Here is a 23080-nt window from a genome sequence, read left to right as displayed (position 1 = left end):
CCGGCACAGCAACGGCAACGGCAACGGCAACGGCAACGGCCCAGGCCGGCACACAAACACCCGGTCGGCACGGTCGCCGGGCCGAGTGCGCTCAGCACTCCGGGACGAAGCAGCCCGTCAGCGCGCCGAGGTCCTCGAGGTCCTCGAGGTGGGCGACCAGGTCCGCCACCCGCTCGGCGCGCGCAGGACCGATCCGGCCGGAGAAGGCAGTGTTGAGCCGGTACTTCTCCAGGATCTGCTGCTCGGACAGCGGGGCGTGGTGGACGTCGCCGCGCGGGGCGTCCACCCGCTGCCGGCGCACGCTGCCGTCGGAGAGGTGCACCTCGACCTCCGCCGTCAGCACCTCGCGGTCGTCGAGCGTGCCGCGGATCTCGATGACGTCCAGGAGGGCCCGGATCCGGGGATCCGCCATCGCCTGCGGCCCGAGGTGCTCGGGGCGGACCGTGCCGAAGACCAGTGCGGCGGCCGCGGTGTACTGAATGCTGAAGGCCGCCGAGACCTCGGGGCACTCCCCCGGGTCGAAGGGCTGGCCGACGAACCCTCCGGCCGTCCGCGGTGTCACGTGGACGACCACCTGCTCGATCCGCTCCGGGGCCAGACCGCCCTCCTCGACCAGCCGCACGCAGGCGTCCAGCGAGGGGTGCGCGGCGCGGCAGCACGACCACGGCTTGATCACGGCGTCCGCGTAGAATTCCTCGCCCAGGCGCTCGACCATCACCTCCCGGTCGGGGTCGGCGCAGTAGGTCTGCAGGAACCCGAACCGGCCGCCCAGCGGGTCCTCCGGCCCGGTCACGCCCGCCGCGGCCATCTCGGCAGCGGTGATCGCGTTGCGCGCCGCGAAGGCCATGGGCAGCTTGAAGACGGCGGCCCGGTCGAAGATGCCGGCCACGGTGCCCGCGAGCTGGTTGACCGCGATGCCGACCGCGTGCCGGGTGCGGGTCTCGTCCAGTCCCATGAGCAGGCAGGCGACCACCGTGGCCCCCACGCCGTTGACGGTGCCCGTGTTGTCCTGGCCGGAGTAGACGTCGAAGCCCGAACCGAACGCGAGCCGGGCGGCGATGTCCTCGCCCGCCAGCAGGGCAGTCAACAGCTGCCGGCCGTCGGCCCCTTCCCGCTCCCCGACCGCCAGGGCGACGGGCACGGTGGTGCCGGTGATGTGCGCCGCGACCTGTCGCCGCCCCGGTCCTTCGGCGCCGACCGGCTCGAAGTCGAACGAGCGCATGAGGGCCGCGTTGAGCATCGCGGCGTGGTGTGCCGGGATCCTGCGCCCGTCCCCCAGGACGGGCGCGTCCTCGCGCCCGCCCCAGCCGACGACGGTCTCGACCAGCTGCTCCATGCCCTGGGCACGGTGGCCGGCGGCGATGTTGCCGAGGGCGTCGAGCATCCGGTGCCGGGCCCGTTCCAGCACGGCGGTGCCGAAGTCCTCGAACCGGACCCGGTGGGCGTGCTGGAGCAGACGGTCCGTGAGCGTGCCCTGTGCCGTGAGCTGCCCGTCGCCGCCCACCTCAGGCCTCGTCCCCGCGCGTCCCGTGGCCCGCGCCCACGGTCTCCCGTGGGGCGCGGCGGGTGGCGATGCGCTTGGTGGCCTTGAAGCGGGCGCGCTCCAGGTGGGTGCTCTGCATCCCCTCCGCGCCCTCGGGGACGCGCCGGATGCAGACCAGGCCGGCCACGAGCACGGCGATCCAGAAGACGCCGACCAGCGGCAGGCCGCCGGCGATCATCAGACCCGTGACGATCATGGGCGTGAAGCCCGCCCCGAGCGTGGAGGCCAGCTGGTAGGACAGCGAGGCGCCGGTGTAGCGCACCCGCGGCGGGAACAGCTCGGAGATGAAGGCACCGATCGGCCCGGCGAGGATGCCCTGGACCAGGCCGTTGCCGATGAGGATCGCCGCGACGAACAGCCAGGGGCTGCCGCTCGTGAGCATCACCAGGATCGGCCAGGCGAGGACGATCCCGGCCACGGCACCGATCGTGAGCACGGTCCGGCGGCCGATGCGGTCGCTCATCCGGGCGGCCAGGAAGGAGACGGCCACGGTGACGATCGCCGCGACGCCCTTCCAGTTGAGCACCCACTCGCGGGCGATGCCGTTGTTGACGGCCTGCGCCACACCCCAGGAGGTCAGAATGCCCTGGCAGGCGTAGAAGCCGAGGCTGGCGACCAGGGTCAGGCCCACAGTCTTGGAGTGGCGGGCCAGGATCTCGCCCAGTGGGGTCTTCCGGGTCTCCTTGACCTGCTCTGCCTCGGCGGCCAGCTGCTGGAACACCGGCGACTCGGCCACCTTGAGGCGGATCACCATGCCGATGACGATGAGCACGGCGCTCAGCAGGAACGGCACGCGCCAGCCCCACTCGAGGAACTGGTCACCGGTCAGGGCCGACGTCGCGGAGACCACCAGCGTGGCCAGCAGACCGCCCACGGGTCCGCCGGCGTTGGCGAAGGCCGCGGCGAACCCACGGCGGGAGGCGGGGGCGTGCTCCAGGGCCATGAGCGTGGCACCGCCCCACTCGCCGCCCACGGAGATCCCCTGCACCATGCGCAGGAGCACCAGGATCACCGGGGACATCCAGCCGATCACGTCCGGGGTGGGCAGCAGGCCGATGGCGATCGTGGCGACGCCCATCATCATCATCGAAACCACGAGCATCTGCTTGCGGCCCACCCGGTCGCCGAAGTGGCCGAAGACCAGGCCGCCCAGGGGCCGCGCCACGTATCCGGCGGCCAGGGTGCCGAAGGAGGCGAAGAGCGCCAGGGCCGGGTCGAGGTTCGCGAAGAAGACCTTGTCGAAGACGATGGCGGCCGCCGTCGCGTACAGGATGAAGTCGTAGTACTCGATGATCGAGCCCAGCATGCTGGACCCGAGCACTCGCCGGAGGTCCTTCGTGTTCAGGGTGTCGTTCGGGGTCGACGGATGGCCGCCGGCCCGGGAGGGCGGGTTCTGCTGATCCATGGTGCTCCAACTTCCGGGTGCCAGGGACACCGGGGCTTGCACGCCGCACCCCTCGGACCGGGAGGTCCGACAGGGACGATGACGGCTGGCTGATATGAGGGGTGCTTCACGTCGTCGGGAGCACCGTTGTCAGGACGGGTCAGGACGGGTCAGGCCGAGGTGAGGCGGCGCACCACAGGAGGAATGCCGAAGTCGCGGAAGTCCAGCGGACGGTAGTCGCTCCACATGTTCCACCAGTTGTCCTCGGCGCCCCAGACGATCGGCTCCCGGTTGTCGTCGTAGATCTGCTCCAGATCCGTGTACAGCTCCACGACCGCTCCCGAATGCTCGACATAGTATGCGGCGATGTTGTGACCTGCACCATGGCGCACGGGGCCCCAGATGAGGTCCCGGCCGACCTTGTTCAGCCGGTCCCCCAGCTTGGCCAGGTCCGCCACGGACTGCGTCTGCCACGCGTGGTGGTGGAACGTGCCCTTGCCGGGGAGCAGGGCGATCCCGTGGTGGTCCGGATTGCACCGCATGAAGTAGGCGTAGTCGTCACCGATCACGTCGGAGAGGCGGAAGTCCAGGACCCGCCGCAGGAACTCCATCATGGATCGCGTGTTCCGGGGATGGAAGTTGAGGTGACCGTAGCGGTCCGGTCCGAACCCCTTCTGCGCGGCCACGTCCGCCTGCCGGCCGATGGTGATCTCGAAGACGTACCCCTCGGGGCCGACGAAGCTGAAGCCGTCCTCCACCCCGGCGGTGCGGGGAAGCTCGGACAGGACCTCGAGATTCTCGTCCTGGACCCGGCGGCGGATGGTCTTCAGGGCGTCGCCGTCGCGGGCCACCAGTCCGAGGGAGTCCACGCCGTTGACGTCCGACTCCCGGTAGACGAGTTCGTGGTGCACCTCACCGGCGGCCAGGTACACGGCATCGCCCGCCCGCTCGGTGACGCGCAGCCCGAGCAGCTGCGTCGCATCCCAGACGGAGGCGTCGAGGTCGGTGGTCTGGATGCCCACGTGCCCCATCTCGCTGATCAGTCCCCAGGACATATCTGCTTCCTCATTCCTCTCGTGTCCGGTGGCGCCCCGTGGCCCACCGGTCCGGTCAGCTGGGTTCAGTTGGCGACGGCGACGGGCTGCGGCACGGCTGCGCCGGCCTCGGGGATGCCGGCTTCCTCGAACAGCGCGCGGTACGCACCGGTCTCCCCCTTGGCCTGGGCCTTGCGGTGGTCGAGCCCCCGGGCCCGCCCCACCGAGCCGAGGTAGAAGCGCTCGTACAGCTCGTTGCGCGATCCCAGCGCGGACCCGGCGAAGTCCCATGCGGTGCGGAAGATCCGCGCCCGCTCCTGGGCGGAGATGCCCTGGGCTCCCGGCAGATACTTCTCCACCAGCGGCCCCAGCCGGGGGTGGTCGAAGGCCGCCGCGGTCGGCGTGGCCAGCAGGTTGTGCGAGCCCAGGGTCTTGATGATGTCGTTCACCCGCGCCATCCAGATCGGCATCATGGTGCGCAGGGACGAGATGTCGTCGTGGCAGAACCAGGCGCCCCCGCCCCAGTCCGAGGACTTCACCTCGGCGGAGTGGACCACGGCCCGGGCGATGCGCAGGTAGGAGTAGATCTCGCCCAGCAGCGCGGCCGTCTCAGGCTTGGTGTCCGTGCCGGTGGCCTTGGCCATCTGCACGCACAGGTCGTAGGCGAACTCCAGCTTCACGCAGGCCCGGACGGCGGTCTGCTGCTGGGTGTTGCCGGTGGCGGTGCCCCCGTTGAGGCGGTTGTAGACGTCGAGGTTGCCGTCGATGAAGACCCGGTGCCAGGGCACCAGGACGTCCTCGAAGATGACGACAGCGTCCTGCTCGTCGAAACGGGCCGAGAACGGCCGGTCCACGACCTCCATGTCGACCACGTAGGGATCCCGGCACACCGAGACCACCCCGGGGGTGCTGACCGGGATCGCGAAGGAGACGGCGTGGGCCTCGTCCCCCGGGCGGATCGGGGTGGCGGGGTACACGTAGAGCTCGTCGGCGATCGGGCCGAGGGTCGCGAGCATCTTGGCGCCGCGCACCACGAGGCCGTCGACGGTCCGGTCGACCACGCGCAGGGTCAGGTCCTCGTTGACGCCCTCGAACTCGCCGGCCGACTTGTCGATGGCCGCGTGCACGATGGTGTGGGTCAGCGCCAGGTCGCCGTCGATGACCTCGCGCTGGTAGGCCGCCAGGCGGTCGTGGAAGACGGGGTCGCCGTACTGCTCGAAGATGTCGCGACGAGCGACGTGGCCGGCCAGCACCACGTTCACGTAGTCCGGGGTGCGTCCCAGCATGCCGACGGAGTAGCGGGCGAGACGGTCGAAGGCCACGTGCCGGCGCTCGATGTCCTCCGCGCTGCGCGGCAGCAGGTGGGAGACGTTCATCTGTCCCCCGTCCGGGGCCGGCATGAGGACGTCCTCGGCATGGTCGTGCTGGTAGTCGAAGTAGCCCGCCATCCCCTCGATGGACCGCGCCAGCGCGGGGTGGGTGGTGATGTCGATCTGTTCGTCGCCCAGCCACACCTCGCGGCCGTCGTTCAGGCCGGCCTTGTACTGGACTCCAGTCCTGGCAGTCATCTCGTCTCCCATGGTTCGATGTGGTGCATTTTAATGTGCAAAATATTTTCTCTGCGCCCGAGTCTACGATGAGGTTGTGATGCACGCAATAGTCGCAAGAAGCTGACAAGAGACGTTCCAGCGACAGAATGCAGAATCTGAAGATCCAGCTGGCTGATCGTTTCTCGCCCACCGTGTACATGATCGACGCAGAACGTAGACTGATGGCATGGCCAAACGGACAGACGCAGAAACGCTCTCCAAGCACATCCGCGACGAGCTGCGCATCAACATGCTCAGCGGACAGTGGGCGCCGGGCGACCGCCTGCAGCTGAACCAGATCTCGGAGCAGTTCAACACGTCGTCCACGGTCGTCCGGGAGGCGCTCACGCGCCTGGCGGGCGAGCGGCTGGTGGTCCTGCGCCCCAACCGCGGCTTCTTCGTGCCCACCCTGTCCCTGGACGAGCTGCGGGACATCACCGAGCTGCGGTGCGTCAACGAGCAGTTCGGGGTCACCCTGGCCATCGAGCGCGGCGACCTGGCGTGGGAGGGCGAGCTCATGGCCGCGCACCACACGATGGAGCGCACACCCAGCCGGGACGAGGACAACCGGCTGACCGCCGAGTGGGCCGCCGCACACCAGGCGTTCCACGCCCAGCTGCTCGCCGCCTGCGGCATTCCGGCGCTGGTCGACCTGACGAACACGCTGTCCGACCTGGCGCAGCTCTACAACTGCTGGGCGACCTCTGCGACGAACTGGACCGGGCGGGACCTCTCCGCCGAGCACCAGGCCATTCTCGACGCCGCCCTGGCCCGCGACGCGGAGGCCGCCTCGAGCCTGCTGGCCGACCACTACCGGGGCACCCTGGAGGCGATCGCCACGCTCGGCGTGGAAGTGGGTCTGCCGGCGTCGGCGTGACCGCCGCCCGCCGGCAGACCCGGCGGGCTCAGCGGCCGCCCCGGTACCGGGCGGGCCAGACGCCCTGCTTGCCCGGGGCGAGGATGCCTGCGGGGTCCACGGCGTCCTTCAGCCGCTCCTGGAAGCGCCGCACGGCGTGGTCGTTGAAGTCGAACCCGTCGGAGATGCGGTCCATGTAGTCGATGTGGCTGCGGTAGGGGGCGTACCCGCGGCGGCGGGCGGCGTCCAGCAGTCGCTCATACAGATCCCGCGCCCGGCCGAGCATCTCCTCGTTGTCGTTCTCGAAGTAGATCATGGTGACGTGCACCATGTGCCGGGGATAGAGGTGGTATCCGATGTACAGGTCGAAGCCGTACTCGGTGTACAGGTCCTTGACCTCCTGGTAGAAGTCCCAGACCTCCTCCCCACGGGCGGGCAGGATCGGGGCGGCGTCGATGTGCCCGCCGTTCTCGGCCATGTAGTTGATCGTGCCCAGGGGCTTGAGCGTGGGCACGCCGGCCATCTGGGTGCGGTCCTGGTCGGCGATGTCGGCGTAGGCGACGCGCGCCCCCTCCGCCCCCTCGTAGAGCCGTGCGTTGACCGTGAAGCCCTCCAGGTCCGCGAACCGCTCCCGGATGATCTCCAGGCGGCGCTCGGCCAGGCCCTTGTCCCCGTAGATGCCGAACTTGGCGTTCCACTGGCCGATGCCGAGCTCCTGGCGGATCTCCTCGAGGCGCTCGGGCGGGATGGACCCCTCCCCCTGGTACCAGCGGGACCGCGGGCCGTTCATGGTCACCGCGCGCACCACGTTCCCGCACAGCGCGTTGTTCTGGATGACGTCCTCGCGCCGCAGCTGGGTGAGGATGTCGATCAGCTTCGGCAGGTCCTCCTCCCGCTCGACGGTGACGTCGCCGTTGACGTAGACCTCCGGCCACGGCATCAGCCAGAGTCCGATGCTCGTCACGACCCCCAGGTTGGACTGGGTGAACAACCCGTCGAGCGTGGGACCGAAGCCGCCCTGGAAGATCGGTCCGAGGCCGGTGCCGCTCATCGCCCCCATCCCGGTCCGCAGCAGTTCGCCGTCCGGCAGGACGACCTCCATGCCGCAGATCTGCTTGGAGTGGTCGCCCAGCGGGGTCATGCCGTAGCCGCGGTCCAGCGCGTTGCCCAGGACGGAGCCCCAGCCCAGCGCCGGGACGGAGAGCCAGACCTTCAGGCCGCGCTCCTGGATGTACTCGTACAGGTCGAAGAACGTCACCCCGGGCTCGACGACGGCGTAGCAGAGCCGGTCGTCCACCTCGAGGATGCGGTTCATGCGCCCCAGGTCGAGGGCGACCGTGCTCCGGTCGCGCGGCTCCGGCCCGCCGTAGCCGAGGTTCTTGCCGCGGGAGAAGGTCCACATCGGGGTCCCGGTCTCGTTCGCGAGCCGGACCAGGGCCTGCACCTCGGCGGTGTCCGCGGGCCGCACCCCGGGCCAGGGCGACCGGCCGGGCTGCAGCGGATAGGGGTCCCGGTAGCCCTCGGTCGTCTCCGGGCGGATCACGTTCTCGGCCCCGACGATGCTCTCGGCACGCCGCAGGAAGTCCTCCCGCGCCTCCTCGACGTCGAGGCCGGGCCCCACGGACAGTTCAGTCATTGTCATACCTCTCTCAGCTTGGTGGACGGGCCGGGACTGCGTCGGCCGGGCTCCGCAGCGGGCGGGTCCGGGTGCGTGGTGCGGCTGCGCGGCTCCGGCCGGGCAACAGCCCTCAGGCCGGCAGGAGCGACGTGGAGACCTCGGGCAGGCCCAGGTTCTCCCGGAACGTGGCGCCCTCGTACTCGGCACGGAAGTACCCGCGGTCCTGCAGCTCGGGCACGAGCTTGTCGCAGATCAGCCGGAAGCCGCCCGGGTTGAACGGGGAGTTCAGGTTGAAGCCGTCGCAGGCCTTGGACTCGAACCAGTCGACCATCCGGTCGGCGACTTGAGAGGGGGTTCCCGCCATCCATTGGTGGCCGGTGGAACGGGCGAGGTCCACGATCAGCTCGCGCAGCGTCATCCCCATCTCCACGGACTTCGTCCGGTAGATCTTGTAGCGGCTGCCGTAGGCGTCGTCGTCGCGGAACCACTCCGCCGGGATGCGCTCGTCGTAGTCCAGCTCGGACAGGTCCATGCGCAGGTCGGCACCGACCTGCGCCCGCCCGTTCTCCAGGTGCACGTGGCGGCCCAGCTCGTCGGCGAGCTCGCGGGCCTCCGCCTCGGTGTCACCGATGATCGGCAGGATGCCCGGGACGATCTTGACGTGGTCCGGGTTGCGCCCCTTGTCCTTGGCCATCTGCTTGAACGCGGCGTAGAACTCGATCGAGCGCCCCTTGTCAGGCTGCGCGGTGTAGATCATGTCGCCGATGGAGGAGCCCAGGTCCATGCCGGGGCCGGAAGACCCTGCCTGCGCGAGCACGGGGTGCCGCTGCGGGCTGGTGGGCATGTTCAGCGGGCCCTGGACGCGGAAGAACTCGCCCTCGTGGTCGATCGGGTGCAGCCGGGACCGGTCCAGGTACTCCCCGGACCCACGGTCGACGATCACCGCCCCGTCGTCCCAGGAGTCCCAGAGGCGGCGCACCACGTCGACGAACTCAGTGGCCCGGCGGTACCGGGTCGCGGGGTCCGGCGCCTCCTCGACCCCGTAGTTCTGGAAGCCGTCGGAGGACGTCACGATGTTCCAGCCGGCGCGGCCGCCCGACATGTGGTCGAGTCCGCAGAGCTGCCGCGCCACGTTGTAGGGCTCCGAGAACGAGGTGGAGATCGTGCCCACCAGGCCGATGTGCTTCGTGCGCGCGGCGAGCGCCGAGAGCACCGTGACCGGCTCGTAGAAGCCGTTCATCTTGATGTCCCCGCGCAGCAGCGTGTTCGCGTGCACCACGTCCCCGAAGAAGACGGCGTCCAGCTTCGCCGCCTCGGCCATCTGCGTGAGCTCCAGGACGAAGTCGAGGTTGCCCAGCTCCTCCGCCCTGCTGCCGTCCATGCGCCAGCTGTCCTTGTGGTACCCGGCAGGAAGCATGAACGTCGTCAGAATCATGTGCTGGGCCGGCTTGGGAGTGCTCATCAGCGCTCGTCCTTTCCAAAGAGTCGAACCCCTCCCGGCGTCGAGCGGGAACGGCGTGGCACGGGGCCACTGAGATCGTCATCACACAGCATGTCCCACTCGACGACATTTTTCCAGTGTTCACACAATCTAAAGTCGAGAATATTTTTTAGTTGCCAAATGCGGACCCGCTGGCTAGCGTGTAATCCACGTCACCGCTCGGCATCACGCCCCCACCGCGGAAGGCCCGAGGACGCACACCACCCGACTCGATGGGAGATCTCTGTGAACTACGTCAGCTTCTCGGCCCCCGACGGCAGCCCCACCTGGGGCGTGGCCGATTGCGGCACCGTGCACGACCTCGGCCCCTCCGGCAAGGACCTGGCCCCCTCGCTCCACGCGGCAGTTGCTGCGGGTCTCTTCGGCCGCCTGACCTCCGCCGACCTGGAGGGCGCCCCCGCGCACGCCGAGGAGGACATCACCTACCTGCCCTGCCTGACGGAGCCCGGGAAGATCATCTGCATCGGCGTCAACTACCGGACCCATCAGGAGGAGTCCGGCAAGACAGGTCAGACGGCACCGACGGTCTTCACCCGGTTCCCGGACACGCAGATGGGCCACCTCGCGCCGGCGGTCAGGCCCGCCTCGACCGAGAAGTTCGACTACGAGGGCGAGATGGCCCTGGTGATCGGCAAGGAGGCGTGGCACGTGGCCCCGGAGGACGCCTTCGACCACGTCGCCGGGTACGCCAACTACAACGACTTCTCGGTGCGCGACTGGCAGAAGGCCGCCAGCCAGTGGATCCCCGGGAAGAACTTCCCGGCCACCGGTGGGTTCGGCCCCTATCTGGTCCCCGCCTCGGACGTGGGCGACGTCCGCGAGCTGACGCTCGAGACCCGCGTCAACGGCGAGGTCCGCCAGCACGCCTCGGTCGCCGACCTCTACTTCGACATCCCCACGCTGATCGCCTACGTCACCGGCTTCACCCGGCTGCACCCCGGCGACGTCATCGTCACCGGCACCCCCGGTGGCGTCGGCCTCTTCTGGGGCGAGGGCGGCCTGCTGACCGCGGGCGACGAGGTCGAGGTCGAGGTGACCGGCCTGGGCGTACTGCGCAACACCGTGGTCGACGAGCCTGCCGCGGCGCCGGATGCGCAGGAGGCCAGCACCCTCGCCCACGCCGGCTGAGACCGGTCGAACCCCGGACGGAACGGCGGTCGGCCGGCTCCCGTGCCCCACGGCGCGGGAGCCGGCCGACCGCCGTTCTGCCACGCCCTGCCCCTCGAAGCCGGAGTGCGGCCGTGGCCGCCGACGGACGGCACCGCCGCCGCCTCAGTCCTCGGCGGGCAGCATCGGCCGGTGCTCGTAGAAGGTCTGCAGCACCACGGTGGTGCGGGTGCTGACGGAGGCCACCTGGCGCACCTCGTTGACGAGCGCCTCGAGCGCCTTCGGGGAGGCCACTCGGACGAACAGCATGTAGGAGGAGTCCCCGGCCACCGAGTGGCACGCCTCGATCGCCGTGATCGGCTGCAGGAGCTCGGGGGCGTTGTCCGGCTGGCGGGGATCGAGCGGCGTGATCTCGATGAAGGCCGCCAGCGGCCTTCCGATCGCCTCGGGGTCGAGGATCGCCTGGTATCCGGTGATCACGCCGCTGCTCTCGAGCTTGCGCAGGCGGGCCTGCACGGCCGAGACCGAGAGGCCGACCCGCTCGGACAGCTGGGCGAGGGTGGCGCGCGGGTCGTGGGACACCTCGGTCGCCAGTCGCACATCCACGGGGTCGTCCATGGGCCGAACGCTACCAGCCGATCGCGTGGAGAGGATTGACACCCCCGCCGTCACATGTGAATCTTCCTGTATGCGAGCCATACCACCGGAAATTTTCCGGTGAATCCACGGCAGGAGGGTTCCGATGTCCATGTCTCTGCAGACGGTGCAGGCCATTCTCGGCGAGCCTGAGGTCGTGGAGGACGCCCGCACCGTGGAGTCGAGCCCTGCCTGGCTCCGGTTGAAGTCGGCGGCCACCGAGCTGCAGGCGTTGCAGGTCAAGGACGGCTCCGTCCCCGATCCGGCCGACCACCCGGCGGCACGCGCACAGGTCGACGTGATCGTGGCGTCGATCGCCGAGCTCGCCCCGTTGTTCCCGCACGACGCCGCCTACCTGGCGGCGCTGCCCGGCGACTTCGCGCGCTGGGCGGACGACGGCTTCGGGGAGCCGGACTTCCTCGACTCCCTCCTCGAGTTCCAGCCGCAGCGGCACCGCGTCGACGGGATCCGGCACCTCGTCGTGTTCCCGATGTACACCCAGAACGGCTCGGCGGACCGGCACGTCGAGGCCGTGCTCGTCGAGACGATCTGGCCGGAGTTCATCGCCGAGCTCGAGGCCGGGGACTACGGCAACACGGCGTTCGTGTCCCTGCGGCTGATCGACTTCACCCCGGGGTACGACTCGAACTCCGCGGTCCTGTTCCCCGAGACGGTCGCCGTGCGGGAGGTCCCCCGGTTCACCTGGGGCGCCATCTTCCAGGACCGTGAGGCCGCACGCTACCGGCGCGTGGTCACCGCGGCCGCCGGCATCACGAAGCTGGACCTGCCCGCCGACGCCGCGGCGCTGCTCGCCGACCAGGATCTCGCCGAGAAGACCTTCGTGCTGTGGGACCTCATCCACGACCGCACGCACATGCGCGGCGACCTGCCGTTCGACCCCTTCATGATCAAGCAGCGGATGCCGTTCTTCCTGTACTCCCTGGAGGAGCTGCGCTGCGATCTGACGGCGTTCCGGGAATCGGTCACGGTCGAGCGTGCGCTCACGGCGCGCAGCGCGGCCGGCGACGAGCTCACCGACGTCGAGGGGCAGACCCGCCGGCACGGGAAGTTCGTGCAGTACGCGGTGATCTTCGACCGGATCTTCCGTTTCGCCATCACCGGATCCCGGGTGCGCAACTACGACGGGCTGGGCGGGCAGCTGCTGTTCGCCTGGCTCCACCGGAAGCACGTCCTGCAGTGGCGTGACGTCGAGCTCAGCGTCGACTGGGACGAGGTCGCCGACGCGGTCGTCGAGCTCGGCGAGGCGATCGACCAGCTGTACTGGGAGTCGATCGACCGGCCGAAGACGGTGCACTGGTTGGCGGCGTACGACCTCATCGCCTCCGTCGTGCCGCCGCATCCCGCCTCGGCGTGGGCGGAGGGGCTCCCCCGTGAGGTGCTGGCCGGGCCGCCGAGGGGCTACACGGACCTGGTGCTGGATGACGAGTTCCCGCTGTCGATGTTCTTCGAGGCGCTCGAGAAGAAGATGAAGAGCGTCATCGAGTCGACGACCGGCATCCGCGCCACGGACGATTGAGCCATGACCGATCTCACCGGCCGCACCGTGCTGATCGCGGGCGCCACCAGCGCGTCCGGCCTGGCGGCGACGCAGACCCTGACCGCGGCCGGGGCCCGCGTCGTCGCCACGGGGCGCCACCCGGAGAAGCTCGCTCCCCTGGCAGCACTGGAGGCGGACACGGAGACGGTGGAGCTCGCGGACGAGCGCGCCGTGCTCGACCTCGCCCGCCGACTGCACGTCCGTGGCCTGACGGTCGACGGGCTCCTGCACCTCGTCGGCGGCTGGCGCGGCGGCGGTGGACTCGCCGGGCAGACGGAGGAGGACTACCGCGTGCTGGAGACCTCCTTCTCCGCGCTGCGCCACCTGAGCCGTGCCTTCGACGAGGACCTGCGGACCTCGCCGGCGGGCCGGTTGGCGATCGTGTCCTCGACGGCGGTGAAGCGCCCACTGGCGGGCGGCGCCAACTACGCCGCGGTGAAGGCCGCGAGCGAGGCGTGGACCCGGGCGGTGGCGCAGGGCTGGGCGAAGGCCGCCCGCGAGACCGGCGAGCCGCTGCGCGCTGCCGCCGTGATCTTCCGGGTGACGGCCCTGGCCGGCCTGGAGGAGCGGCTCGCGACCGCCTTCGCCGGACTCTGGGATGCCGAGGCCCCGGAACTGAACGACTCGGTCATCGAGATCCCCAAGGACGAGATCCAAAGGGACCAGATCCAGGACGAGGTGAGGGACTGAATGCCGACGATCCACGACCCGCAGCTGCGGGGATTCGCCTCGGACAACTACTCCGGGATCCACCCGGAGGTGCTGGACGCGCTGGCCGAGGCGAACGGCGGGCACCAGGTCGCCTACGGCGGGGACGCGTACACGGCGCGGCTGCAGGACGTGATCGTGCAGCACTTCGGCGAGGGCGCCTCGGTGTGGCCGGTGTTCAACGGCACGGGCGCCAACGTCGTCGGCCTCCAGTCGATGCTCCCGCGCTGGGGCGCGGTGATCTGCGCGGACACGGCGCACATCCACGTCGACGAGGGCGGGGCGCCCGAGAAGTCCGGCGGCCTCAAGCTCCTTCCGATCCCCACGGGCGACGGCAAGCTCACGCCCGGGCTGATCGCGGCGGAGGCCTGGGGCTGGGGGGACGAGCACCGCGCCCAGCCGCTCGTCGTCCACCTCACCCAGTCCACCGAGCTCGGCACCCTGTACACCCCGGAGGAGATCCGGGCGATCACGGACTCCGCACACGCGCACGGCATGACCGTGTTCCTGGACGGGGCCCGGCTCGCGAACGCGGCGGCCGCCCTGGGGCTGCCGCTGCGCGCCTTCACCACCGACGTCGGCGTGGACGTGCTCTCCCTGGGCGGGACCAAGAACGGGGCGCTCGGCGCCGAGGCCGTGGTGGTCCTGAACGAGGGCGCCTCCCAGGGCCTGGTCTACCTGCGCAAGCACCAGATGCAGCTGGCGTCGAAGATGCGGTTCGTCTCGGCCCAGCTGCTGGCGCTCCTGGACGGTGACCTGTACCTGCGCACCGCGGGCCGTGCGAACACGATGGCCCGGCGCCTGCGCGAGGGCATCGAGGCGGGCATCGCCGACGGGTCGATGCGAGGCGTCGCCTTCACGCAGGAGACCCAGGTGAACGCCGTCTTCGCCACCCTGCCCGCCGGCGTCGCGGACCGCCTGCGCCGGCGGTTCCGGTTCTACGACTGGGACGCCGCCACGGGCGAGGTCCGCTGGGTGTGCAGCTTCGACACCACGCCGGAGGACGTCGACGCCTTCCTGACCGCCCTTCGGTCGGAGCTCGTCCCGGTCGGCTGACCCCGGCGGGCCGGTCCGCCGCCCGCGGCGGGCGCGGGGCCGCCGTCGGGTGCAGGCCGGTCGCCGGAGAGTTCCGACGACACCGCGGTCCACGGTCGCGGCCGCAGCGCCGTGCCGTCGGTCGCCCTGCCCCTCAGACCGCGCGGATCGCGGTGAGCTCGTAGACCCGGGCCGAACTCGTGGCCGGGCCGCGGCAGGTCAGCTGATGCGGTGGGGCGGCACGGGACCGCAGTTTGACGTCGACGAGGCCTGGCCCGGGTGGGCGGCCGGCGAGACGGATCCGCCAGCGGTCGCCGTCGCGGACGGTCTCGGCCACCGTGTAGTCGTGGCGCCCGGCCGGGCCAAAGCGTTCGAGCGCGGCCGCGACAGCGGCCTGCTGCGGCGGGAAGAGATCGGTGTACCCGCGCAGCTGCTCCGCGGAGACCCGGCCGGCGAGGTGCTCCTCGACCGTGGTGACGGAGGACTCCGCGTCGAGTCCTCCGTAGTAGACGCCGTCGGGGGCGACGACGACGTTGGCGGCGAACCGGTCACCGCCGACATGCGAGCACTCCCAGACCAGATCCGGCCAGCGCTCGCTGAGGGCATCTGCCGCGGGACGTCCACGCACCGCGCAGCAGGGGTCGTGCTGGCTGTGCGCGCAGACCAGCAGGACCGGTGGACGGCCGGTCTCCCCGGGGAGGTCGAGGGCCGTGGCGATTCCTGCCAGGTCCTCGTCGCGGCTCCACGTGCCCCAGTGCTGACGACCGTCGCCGGAGCCGTCGTGGCGCAGCACGGCCCACCGGGTGGGGCCCTCCTCGTGTCGGCGGCGGCCGTGGCGCCGGATGAGGAGGATCCGGGCCTTCGCCGCCTGCGCGGCGGAGAACACGCGGGCCTTGGTCTCCGGCTCGAGCTCGAGACCGTCGAACCCGTTGACCGGCCAGCCGCCACGGTGCTCGATGAGGACCCAGACCAGGCCGCGCGGGGCCGTGCCCGCCATCGGGTCGCCGCGCACCCGGGCGGCCTCGGCGCAGAAGAAGCGCTCCGCAGCAGTCACGGCGCCGTCACAGAGCCGCGGGAACGAGGACTCCCGCGCGCAGCAGTCGTTCGGCGAGCTCGACGCCGAGCTCACCGGCGGTGTGGATCTCGCCGTCGAGCAGGCACGAGACGGAGGGCAGATCGGTCTCCGGGAAGTCGAGCCACCCCACGCGCGTGCTCAGGCGCGAGCCCTCCAGCCGTGCCTCCAGGGCACCGCGCAGCCGGACGGGGGACCCGGAGCCCAGGTCCTGGACGGCGGCGAGCTGTGCCAGCGGCCCCAGCGGGGCCGGGCGCCCCTGTCCTCGCCGGGTGCGGTGGAACCGCGGGGTGGGATCGGCCTCGGCGAGCGCGTCGATCAGGCGCTTCCGGACGGTGTCGAGCTCCCCGCCCGGTCCGTCGGTGCCCAGGGGCAGGGACCGGCGCATCTCGGGGTCCTCGGCCAGCAGCGCCAGCGCCTCCTGGACGAGCTGCTCGGCCAGGCCGTGGCGGGTCCAGGTGTGGATCCCGAGCGTGAGATGGATGGAGACCGCCCCCTGCGCCTGGGCCGCGTGCAGCCAGCCGCGCGGCAGGTAGAGGGCGTCGCCGGGTTCGAGCACGACGTCGAGGTAGGCCTCGCCCTTGGCGGCCTCGGCCACGGTGGAGCGGCGGTCGGTCCAGGGCTGGTCCCGCAGCGGATCCGGGTGCACCGGCTCGTGGAGGACCCAGCGCTTGGTCCCCTCGATCTGCAGGACGAAGACGTCGTGGACGTCGTAGTGGTCGTCGAACCCGCGGTTCTGCGGCGGGGTGATGTAGGCGTTGGCCTGCACCGGATGTCCCAGCTCGCTGCTGAGCGCGGCGGTGAAGTCCCCGACCGGCTCCCACGTGCGGTGCAGGGCCTGCAGCACCAGCGTGGCGCCGTCGGCGAACCGGCGCCACAGCGCGGTGTCGTCGAGCTGGTCCGCAATGGTGGCGCCGACACCGGCGGGGGACGTGAAGGACGCGTCGGGGAGCGTCGAGCCGTCCTTGGCGACGCGCAGGAAGGGCGTGCGCAGCCCGCGGCGCGAGATCAGCTCGTCGACGGCGTCGGCGGAGAACAGGTCGGAGTAGCCGCCCGCCCGGCGGGTGAGCAGCGGCGCCCGGCCCCAGACGTCGCGGGCGAAGCGCTCGCGGCCGATGTCGATCAGGCGGGTCTCCAGGACCCCGGAGCCACCAGTGGCGCCGGGGTCCTGCCCGTCAGTGCGGACGGCATCCACGCTCAGAGGCCTCGTGCTCCGGCTCCCCCGTCGGCACCGCCATCGGCGCCACCGTCGGCACCGCCGTCGTGCACGCCCGAGGTGCCACTGGCCCCTCCGTCGGCCGGGCCCTCGGCACCACCGTCGGCGCCACCGTCCTGCACGCCCGGGGTGCCGGCGGCTCCACCGTCGGCCGGGCCCTCGGCGCCGCCGTCTGCACCACCGTCCTGCACACCCGGAGTGCCGGCGGCCCCACCGTCGGCCGGGCCCTCGGCACCGCCGTCGGCCCCACCGTCAGCGCCGCCGTCGTGGACGCCCGGGGTGCCGGCCGCTCCGCCGTCGGCCGGGCCTTCGGCGCCGCTGTCCGCGCCGCCGTCCGCGCCACCGTCGGAGACACCCGGAGAGCCGAAGGCTCCGCCGTCGGCGGGACCCTCCTGCTGGTTCGGATCCTGCTGTGCATCAGTCATGCTGGCCTCCCAGATTCGAGTGACCGCGCCGTCACCGGCCGGTCACCAAGACGGGCGATCCTGGAGCGGCACCGCCCATCTCGAGGCTATCGGTGCGGCGCAGGTGAGGGAACAGCCGGCCCTCAGGTGATCCGGACGAGGACCGGCACGACGTGCACCGCCTCCGTCGGGTGCACGTTCTCCGGGCGGCCTCCGGAGGTGGAACAATTCACCCATCCCCTGCCCGCGACCGGGAGGTGCTGGATGACCGGCCTGGAGCTCGCCGTCGTCGCCCTCGTGGTGAGCATCGCCTCCTGTCTGCAGGGCGCGATCGGCTTCGGCGTGGCCCTGCTCTCCGCCCCCGTGATCGCCCTGTTCGATCCCACCCTGCTGCCCGGTTCCCTCATCCTGGTGGTCACCGGGCTCACCGCGCTCGGCGTGCTGCGGGACCGCGCCGCCGTGGACGTCAAGGACGCGGGCTGGGCCGTGGCGGGGCAGATCCCCGGCACCGTGGCGGGTGCCCTGCTGGTGGCCGCCCTGTCCGCCCGGACGCTGGCCCTCGTCCTGGCGAGCACCGTGCTGCTGGCCGTGCTGCTCAGCGTGTGCGGCTGGCGGCCGCGGCCCCGGCCCGCGGCCGTCGTCGTCGCGGGGGCGGCCTCCGGCCTCCTGGGGACGGCCACGTCCATCGGCGGTCCGCCCATGGCGCTCGTGTGGCACGGGTCCTCGCGGGCCCGGATGCGCGGCACCATGAGCGCCTTCTTCCTGGTCGGGGCCGTGATGGCCCTCGTTGCGCTGACCGTGGTGGGGTCGATCGACCGCCGGACCGTGCTCTTCGCGGCTGCTCTCCTGCCGGCCATGGTCCTGGGCTTCGCGGTGTCCGGCGCGGTCAACGCGCGGATCAACCGGCGCGTCGTCCGGCGGGTTGGCCTCGGCGCCTCGACGCTGGGCGCCGTACTGGTCCTGCTGCAGGCGCTCTGAGCACATCCTGCCGGGACTCTCCGGACGGCCGCCCTCAGAGCTGGTCGATCCGCCGGTAGCGGGAAGGCGTGGTGCCGGTGGTGGCCCGGAAGTGCCGGTTGAAGTTGGAGAGGTTGGTGAAGCCCACCCGGTAGCAGATGTCCGAGACGGGCAGGTCGGTGCCGCGCAGCAGCCGGCAGGCCTCGGTGAGCCGCATCCGGGTGACCGTGCGGTTGAAGTCCGCGCCCGTGGCCTTGGCGAGCAGCCTTGAAAACGCGTCCCGGCTCAGACCCACGGCCTCGGACGCGTCCAGGCGGTAGGAGCCGCCGCGGCTGTCCAGGTAGCGGCGCTCGCTCTCCGGGGACTCGGCGAGGACAGCCAGCAGCTCGGCCGCGGCGGCCAGGCGGCGGAGACCAAACGTGCCGTTCACTGCCTCCATCGCCTCCGCGCCCTGGACGGCGGTGCGGCCGGTGAACTCGATGCCCCGGGCCGCGGCTTCCAGGAGCGGGCGCAGCGCCTTGAGCTCGGGCAGCGTCCCGGCGGCGGCGAAGAACCGCTCCAGGTCGAACTGGAGCACCGCGTCCCGGTTGCGGACCACGGCGTCGTCGTCGCGGTGGGAGATCCAGTTGTGCGGCAGGAAGGAGCCCATGAGGCTGAGGTGGCCGGGACCGGAGGGCCCGGCCCAGTCGCCAGCCATCAACGCTAATAGCCATACCCGCGTAGACAAGCGCACGCATGCGGGTGGTCAGTGGCACACACAACACCTCGACTGCCAAATTGAACGGAGCCTTCGTGACGCCGGCATGGTCACCACCCACGTTGACCAACCTGTACAGCCCTGTTCCAGGTATGCCTGTGCCGATGGCATGCGCGCCGGGCCCCGCAGATAGGATCGGTCAAAGCGCCACACGACCTAAGCAAGACAGGAAATAGGGAACATGCCAAGAACAAATTATGTGGAAGAGAACCCCCATGTGATTGAAAACTGGACAGTTGAAAATTTCAAGTCGATTAAGTATGCAAGTTTCGACCTTACCTCGCTGAATATTTTAGTTGGGACCAACAGCTCAGGAAAATCGTCACTTATTCAATCACTGCTGTTTGCGTCTCAAAGTGTTACACAAAACGACATTACACTTAATGGCCCTCTGCTCGCATTAGGCAAAGCATCAGAAACGCTGCACCACAATGAAAACGAAGCTAAATTCACGGCCGCAGTTCGAATAGACAATAAGGAGGATGGCGACCTATATCATATGTCCTACACATTTCACTCGCCAGACGGCTTGGACTTAGCACTAAAAGAAATCTGTGTGAGTAAAGGCAAAAGTAATGTATTTCGAGCCTCGACGGAAAACATCAAAAATAAGACCGACCTTGATTACATCAAAGCTGAATTTGGGGGCAGCCCCGTTGAGATTCTGCACGTGAAAATAGCCGGACCCGCAAAGCCACTTTCCCGAACGTACATAGTCCTAAGAGGACTGAATCCCGTGGGCATCTATAGGCACAGCGACGAAAATGTGCATCGGAAGCTCCTGAAGGCTAACTATCCGTATGAACTTCTCAAGTCCGACAGCGAAGCTCTAACTGAGCTTTATTTTAGCCTCCGGTACAGGCTTGATGAATCTGATTATTTCCCTTTCACCAACGATGGCCCTAAGGGTTTACAGGGTGATGAACTAGTCCGAGAAACTATGGACGAGTTGAGCAAAATTACACGGCCTACGCCACCCCGTAAGGAACTATCCCGTCAGCTGTATGACCAAATTATTAAAGCCCTTACCGGAATGCAAGTACGGAAGGCCTGGATTGACTACCCGATGTATCAGTTCGAAGGGCCAGATTACACACGAAGGCGTTATCAATTACTGGGGGGCTGGCCATACGCGCCTTACCTGCCCGAAGAGGAAGAATCGTTTAGGGCATTCGCAGCTTGTGCCAGCGCTGTAGTTAATACGCTAAGGTCAGTTCGGTACCTAGGGCCGCTGCGCGATCAACCCCGGGTCGTACACAATGAATATAATGTTTCTGTGCCCAACCTGCCGACGGGCAGAAGAGGCGAGGGATCCGCCCAATTGCTACATAACTATGGCAAGAGAGAAATCGCATACAGAGATCCTGAGGGTCACCTTCGCAACGAGACACTTTCGCAGTCAATAACTACCTGGATCGACTACCTGGGTATCGCCGAGGGAATTCGCACAATTGATCAAGGGAAACTGGGACGGGGCCTAGAAATCGATCTGGGACAGCACAAGCGAGACTTGACCGCTGTTGGGGTGGGCGCAAGTCAATTACTTCCAATTGTCATTTCGTTCCTGCAGGCCTCACCTGGATCTGTCTACATCGTTGAACAGCCCGAACTCCACCTTCACCCGGCAGTACAAGCACGCCTGGCAGATTTTTTCCTTATTGCTAAACCTGACGTTCGCGCAATTATTGAGACCCATAGCGAGTATCTCGTTACAAGGACCCGTCGAAGAATCGCTGAAGAGATAGCAACTCCAGATTCGACTGGAATTTATTTTGTGGACCAGGAGAATGGCAGTTCTCGGTATGAACGTATTTCTGTAAACTCATACGGAGATCTAGGGTCATGGCCCAGGGGGTTTTTTGACGAACAAGAAAAGGACTTGACAGCCATTCTTCTTGCGTCTGCCAAGCGGCGAAAAAGGTTGGGATAGTTAAATTGATTTACATTATCGACCCACAATTAATCGCCGTAGTTGATGAAAATGGCGCGCAGCAACTTGTGGATGAAGCCGAAGTATTGACTCAGATAATATTCGATCGAGAATCATATATTGGCTCTCACTCGAAAAGTTTCGTGATTGATCTTTTTCTCTCCAATGGATGGCCACACAACTTCGACCTTGGATCAAGTCGAGATTCAGGATTGCTCCGACAAATTTTGGACCGAATTCTAGCGAAATTGCCCGTGAAAGACGGATATACGGAAGAGACTGACTTTACATACCCGAGTTTGCATTCCAATGCAGTTCAAAGCCTTTTGGCGAGGGATATTCTGGGTGCCTGGAATTCGACGAGCTCCCCCCTGGGAGTGTTGACGCGCTCTGCTTATTGGAAAACCACTAATGAATATGCTTTTTGGAAACCGGCAATCGGGATATAAATGCAGGTTTCTTGCTTGCCAAGACAGATTGTAACCCAATGGTGTTTGCTACTACTCTTAAGAAGTTTGATTTTCTCGCCAGTTTACGTGACGTAGGTATCACCTTCATCGGAGGGAAACGAGATCCAGACGTCCTTAAAACCCTTTCTTCGCTGTTAGGAGTGACCCCGAGAGACGTCCGGTGGATCGAATCGGAAAAGAATAAGAGTCCTACCAATATTGACGCCACACTTCCCGATAAAGATTCCAAACGGGTTGTCGTCATGGTCACTGGCGCAATTGGACACTCCACGTCAATACCAACAAAGGCTCTTGCCAAAAAAAGAAATTTTCGCCTAATAGAAACTGAACAGGCTCGACACACAATGGTCGCTCTTCAGGAATTTGCAGGTTGACCCCCTAAGACTCTAAAGATTTACATTGAATGCAAGCCGTAAACCTTATAGCGTTAGGGAGCTGCCGGTTCAATTTATTGCTCATCAAATAAAATATTTGATATGGATTTTATCCAAAAGCCGAATTTTTCATTACCTCTTGAAAACTAAGGGGTTCCATTTCATTGCGGACCCTACGGTTTGGCCATAGTGATTGTTTCCGACTGGGCTCGCGCACTTATTCGGCCCTTCACAGTTGATCACGGGTAGCCGGATGCGTGGGGGCGTCGAGGAGCGCCTGTTGTGAGGCCTGGGTAGAGGTTGAGGCCTCCAGGATGGGTAGCGAGCAAGCAACCTGATCCATGAAGGCCTCGACGTGGCTCATGCTATCTACGCACCCGCGTGCGCGCTCTTCGATCTGACCGACGTTCACGTAAGGGCCGCGGAACACGGACCACGCTCGTTCACCGCGGTGGCGGAGACTTTTTGGACACTGATTGGGTGTCCCTCTTGAGGGGTGCTCGCAACCGGTGACGGCCGCCGGCAGGTTCTGCTTCAAGACCCGTCCTGTGATGAGGTGCCGGTACGGGGGTCTGGCACAAGCGGATCTACCGGCGCCGGAGGGGGCCTGCGAGGTCGCGACGTTCAGCGAAATCCACGAGCTGGGTGCCGCGGGTTGAGCCCACCACCCGCGCAATAGCCTGAGCGGTGGCTCAATTGCGCTCCCATGACATCCCCGTCTCCGCCCTAACGGATATGCCCGGAGTCGCTTAGAACACCGTCTGGCACGCCGTCGCTCCGGTAATTGAAGGCCAGCTGGCCTCCGAATCCCAGCAGGCTAGGGTGAACGCCCTCGATGTCGACGAGCACGTGTGGCGCCACCTGGGTCCACCGGGCACCGGGTTGGTCACCGGCATCGTGGACCACTCCCGCGGCGAGGACGGCCGGCCGCGAGCGCGGCTGCTGGACCCGGTCAAGTGCCGCACGGGGGGCCGCCCACGATGACTGGCTCACCCTGCAGGGGCCGGGGTTCACGAACAGGATTCGCATGGCGACCCCGGACCCGTTCCACGGCTACGCCAACGCGATCCGCGATGAGCCGCCCGAGGCCATAAACGGCGTGATCGAGGAGATACCCAGGGTCGCCGGCGGGTTCCGGAACTTCGAGCACTACCGCTTACGAGCACTCCTTGCCGCAGGAGGACATCGACCGTAGAAAAACAAACTGACCCATGCTCGTCTGTGAAGGGCCACCAATTCGAGGAAATTCACTATCACAACTCGAGCTCTACGCGCATATGTATTTATGAGGATACACTCTCGATAATTTTTTAAAGCTAGTCATGTTATTT

At 67.7% G+C, this 23080-nt stretch carries 21 protein-coding genes; 10 read left to right on the top strand and 11 right to left on the bottom strand.

The window, feature by feature from the left end; genetic code table 11:
• Positions 1-91: 91 nt before the first annotated feature.
• The 4 genes from Q0817_RS11105 to Q0817_RS11090 all read right to left on the bottom strand — a co-directional run bounded on the left by Q0817_RS11105 (position 92) and on the right by Q0817_RS11090 (position 5529).
• On the bottom strand, positions 92-1504 hold the full coding sequence (locus tag Q0817_RS11105; RefSeq protein WP_298587259.1) for an MmgE/PrpD family protein: 1413 nt from the start codon (positions 1502-1504) through the stop codon (positions 92-94).
• 1 nt (position 1505) lies between these two features.
• Positions 1506-2948 carry an MFS transporter gene (locus Q0817_RS11100; RefSeq protein WP_298587256.1) on the bottom strand — a complete coding sequence of 481 codons (1443 nt, stop codon included), beginning with the start codon at positions 2946-2948 and terminating at the stop codon, positions 1506-1508.
• 149 nt (positions 2949-3097) lie between these two features.
• Entirely contained in the window at positions 3098-3982 is an 885-nt protein-coding gene (locus Q0817_RS11095; protein ID WP_298587253.1) for a VOC family protein, read from the bottom strand.
• 65 nt (positions 3983-4047) lie between these two features.
• Positions 4048-5529 carry a 4-hydroxyphenylacetate 3-hydroxylase N-terminal domain-containing protein gene (locus Q0817_RS11090; protein ID WP_298587250.1) on the bottom strand — a complete coding sequence of 494 codons (1482 nt, stop codon included), beginning with the start codon at positions 5527-5529 and terminating at the stop codon, positions 4048-4050.
• Positions 5530-5737: 208 nt separating this feature from the next.
• Here Q0817_RS11090 and Q0817_RS11085 point away from each other — a divergent pair, with 208 nt between their 5' ends.
• A complete protein-coding gene (locus Q0817_RS11085) occupies positions 5738-6427 on the top strand; it encodes a GntR family transcriptional regulator (RefSeq protein ID WP_298587247.1) in 690 nt (229 codons plus the stop codon).
• A gap of 28 nt (positions 6428-6455) precedes the next feature.
• Here Q0817_RS11085 and Q0817_RS11080 read toward each other — a convergent pair whose 3' ends face one another.
• Positions 6456-8042: an FAD-binding oxidoreductase gene (locus Q0817_RS11080; protein WP_298587244.1), complete on the bottom strand. Its 1587-nt coding sequence runs from the start codon at positions 8040-8042 to the stop codon at positions 6456-6458.
• A 112-nt stretch (positions 8043-8154) separates the two neighbouring features.
• On the bottom strand, positions 8155-9486 hold the full coding sequence (locus Q0817_RS11075) for an LLM class flavin-dependent oxidoreductase (protein ID WP_298587241.1): 1332 nt from the start codon (positions 9484-9486) through the stop codon (positions 8155-8157).
• A gap of 264 nt (positions 9487-9750) precedes the next feature.
• On the opposite strand from Q0817_RS11075, the gene Q0817_RS11070 reads away from it, so the two are divergent.
• Complete coding sequence (locus Q0817_RS11070) at positions 9751-10653, top strand: fumarylacetoacetate hydrolase family protein (RefSeq protein ID WP_298587238.1); 903 nt, start codon at positions 9751-9753, stop codon at positions 10651-10653.
• A 144-nt stretch (positions 10654-10797) separates the two neighbouring features.
• Here the strand turns inward: Q0817_RS11070 and Q0817_RS11065 are convergent, their stop codons facing one another.
• On the bottom strand, positions 10798-11250 hold the full coding sequence (locus tag Q0817_RS11065) for an Lrp/AsnC family transcriptional regulator (RefSeq protein ID WP_298587236.1): 453 nt from the start codon (positions 11248-11250) through the stop codon (positions 10798-10800).
• Between the two features lie 124 nt (positions 11251-11374).
• Between Q0817_RS11065 and Q0817_RS11060 the strand changes: the two genes are divergently transcribed.
• From Q0817_RS11060 to Q0817_RS11050, 3 genes are read left to right on the top strand one after another with little or no spacing between them, the layout of a single operon-like run.
• Positions 11375-12805: a DUF6421 family protein gene (locus tag Q0817_RS11060; RefSeq protein WP_298587234.1), complete on the top strand. Its 1431-nt coding sequence runs from the start codon at positions 11375-11377 to the stop codon at positions 12803-12805.
• A 3-nt stretch (positions 12806-12808) separates the two neighbouring features.
• Positions 12809-13516: an SDR family oxidoreductase gene (locus Q0817_RS11055; RefSeq protein ID WP_298587231.1), complete on the top strand. Its 708-nt coding sequence runs from the start codon at positions 12809-12811 to the stop codon at positions 13514-13516.
• Complete coding sequence (locus tag Q0817_RS11050; RefSeq protein WP_298587228.1) at positions 13517-14590, top strand: low specificity L-threonine aldolase; 1074 nt, start codon at positions 13517-13519, stop codon at positions 14588-14590.
• A 133-nt stretch (positions 14591-14723) separates the two neighbouring features.
• On the opposite strand, the gene Q0817_RS11045 is transcribed toward Q0817_RS11050, so the two are convergent.
• From Q0817_RS11045 to Q0817_RS11035, 3 genes are all read right to left on the bottom strand, one after another.
• Complete coding sequence (locus tag Q0817_RS11045; protein WP_298587276.1) at positions 14724-15566, bottom strand: sucrase ferredoxin; 843 nt, start codon at positions 15564-15566, stop codon at positions 14724-14726.
• 64 nt (positions 15567-15630) lie between these two features.
• Positions 15631-16836, bottom strand: coding sequence for a cupin domain-containing protein (locus Q0817_RS11040; protein ID WP_298587225.1), 1206 nt, complete (start codon positions 16834-16836; stop codon positions 15631-15633).
• A gap of 2 nt (positions 16837-16838) precedes the next feature.
• Positions 16839-17282: a BatC protein gene (locus tag Q0817_RS11035; protein ID WP_298587222.1), complete on the bottom strand. Its 444-nt coding sequence runs from the start codon at positions 17280-17282 to the stop codon at positions 16839-16841.
• 243 nt (positions 17283-17525) lie between these two features.
• Here Q0817_RS11035 and Q0817_RS11030 point away from each other — a divergent pair, with 243 nt between their 5' ends.
• Entirely contained in the window at positions 17526-18239 is a 714-nt protein-coding gene (locus tag Q0817_RS11030) for a sulfite exporter TauE/SafE family protein (RefSeq protein WP_298587219.1), read from the top strand.
• 34 nt (positions 18240-18273) lie between these two features.
• Here the strand turns inward: Q0817_RS11030 and Q0817_RS11025 are convergent, their stop codons facing one another.
• The gene (locus tag Q0817_RS11025) at positions 18274-18915 is read right to left on the bottom strand and encodes an AraC family transcriptional regulator (RefSeq protein ID WP_298587216.1); all 642 of its coding nucleotides are present in this window, start codon (positions 18913-18915) and stop codon (positions 18274-18276) included.
• A 259-nt stretch (positions 18916-19174) separates the two neighbouring features.
• Here Q0817_RS11025 and Q0817_RS11020 point away from each other — a divergent pair, with 259 nt between their 5' ends.
• From Q0817_RS11020 to Q0817_RS11005, 4 genes are all read left to right on the top strand, one after another.
• Positions 19175-20905: a DUF3696 domain-containing protein gene (locus tag Q0817_RS11020; RefSeq protein WP_298587213.1), complete on the top strand. Its 1731-nt coding sequence runs from the start codon at positions 19175-19177 to the stop codon at positions 20903-20905.
• A gap of 460 nt (positions 20906-21365) precedes the next feature.
• On the top strand, positions 21366-21749 hold the full coding sequence (locus tag Q0817_RS11015) for a hypothetical protein (RefSeq protein ID WP_298587210.1): 384 nt from the start codon (positions 21366-21368) through the stop codon (positions 21747-21749).
• 822 nt (positions 21750-22571) lie between these two features.
• Entirely contained in the window at positions 22572-22733 is a 162-nt protein-coding gene (locus Q0817_RS11010; protein ID WP_298587207.1) for a hypothetical protein, read from the top strand.
• Positions 22734-22776: 43 nt separating this feature from the next.
• Positions 22777-22944 (top strand): transposase, encoded by a 168-nt coding sequence (locus Q0817_RS11005; protein WP_298587204.1) that lies wholly within the window; start codon positions 22777-22779, stop codon positions 22942-22944.
• Positions 22945-23080 lie beyond the last annotated feature (136 nt).

Origin of the sequence: uncultured Kocuria sp., from assembly GCF_947500125.1 — a bacterium.
GTDB lineage: Bacteria > Actinomycetota > Actinomycetes > Actinomycetales > Micrococcaceae > Kocuria.
This window is presented reverse-complemented; position numbering and strand designations above follow the sequence as displayed.

Excerpts from the sequence above, each read along its gene's own strand:
- Q0817_RS11085 (WP_298587247.1), top strand. The coding sequence starts at position 5,738 with ATGGCCAAACGGACAGACGCAGAAACGCTCTCCAAGCACATCCGCGAC.
- Q0817_RS11090 (WP_298587250.1), bottom strand. The coding sequence starts at position 5,529 with ATGACTGCCAGGACTGGAGTCCAGTACAAGGCCGGCCTGAACGACGGC.
- Q0817_RS11045 (WP_298587276.1), bottom strand. The coding sequence starts at position 15,566 with ATGGCGGGCACGGCCCCGCGCGGCCTGGTCTGGGTCCTCATCGAGCAC.
- Q0817_RS11095 (WP_298587253.1), bottom strand. The coding sequence starts at position 3,982 with ATGTCCTGGGGACTGATCAGCGAGATGGGGCACGTGGGCATCCAGACC.
- Q0817_RS11080 (WP_298587244.1), bottom strand. The coding sequence starts at position 8,042 with ATGACTGAACTGTCCGTGGGGCCCGGCCTCGACGTCGAGGAGGCGCGG.
- Q0817_RS11060 (WP_298587234.1), top strand. The coding sequence starts at position 11,375 with ATGTCCATGTCTCTGCAGACGGTGCAGGCCATTCTCGGCGAGCCTGAG.
- Q0817_RS11025 (WP_298587216.1), bottom strand. The coding sequence starts at position 18,915 with ATGGCTGGCGACTGGGCCGGGCCCTCCGGTCCCGGCCACCTCAGCCTC.
- Q0817_RS11065 (WP_298587236.1), bottom strand. The coding sequence starts at position 11,250 with ATGGACGACCCCGTGGATGTGCGACTGGCGACCGAGGTGTCCCACGAC.
- Q0817_RS11030 (WP_298587219.1), top strand. The coding sequence starts at position 17,526 with ATGACCGGCCTGGAGCTCGCCGTCGTCGCCCTCGTGGTGAGCATCGCC.
- Q0817_RS11100 (WP_298587256.1), bottom strand. The coding sequence starts at position 2,948 with ATGGATCAGCAGAACCCGCCCTCCCGGGCCGGCGGCCATCCGTCGACC.
- Q0817_RS11005 (WP_298587204.1), top strand. The coding sequence starts at position 22,777 with ATGGCGACCCCGGACCCGTTCCACGGCTACGCCAACGCGATCCGCGAT.
- Q0817_RS11075 (WP_298587241.1), bottom strand. The coding sequence starts at position 9,486 with ATGAGCACTCCCAAGCCGGCCCAGCACATGATTCTGACGACGTTCATG.
- Q0817_RS11055 (WP_298587231.1), top strand. The coding sequence starts at position 12,809 with ATGACCGATCTCACCGGCCGCACCGTGCTGATCGCGGGCGCCACCAGC.
- Q0817_RS11050 (WP_298587228.1), top strand. The coding sequence starts at position 13,517 with ATGCCGACGATCCACGACCCGCAGCTGCGGGGATTCGCCTCGGACAAC.
- Q0817_RS11035 (WP_298587222.1), bottom strand. The coding sequence starts at position 17,282 with ATGACTGATGCACAGCAGGATCCGAACCAGCAGGAGGGTCCCGCCGAC.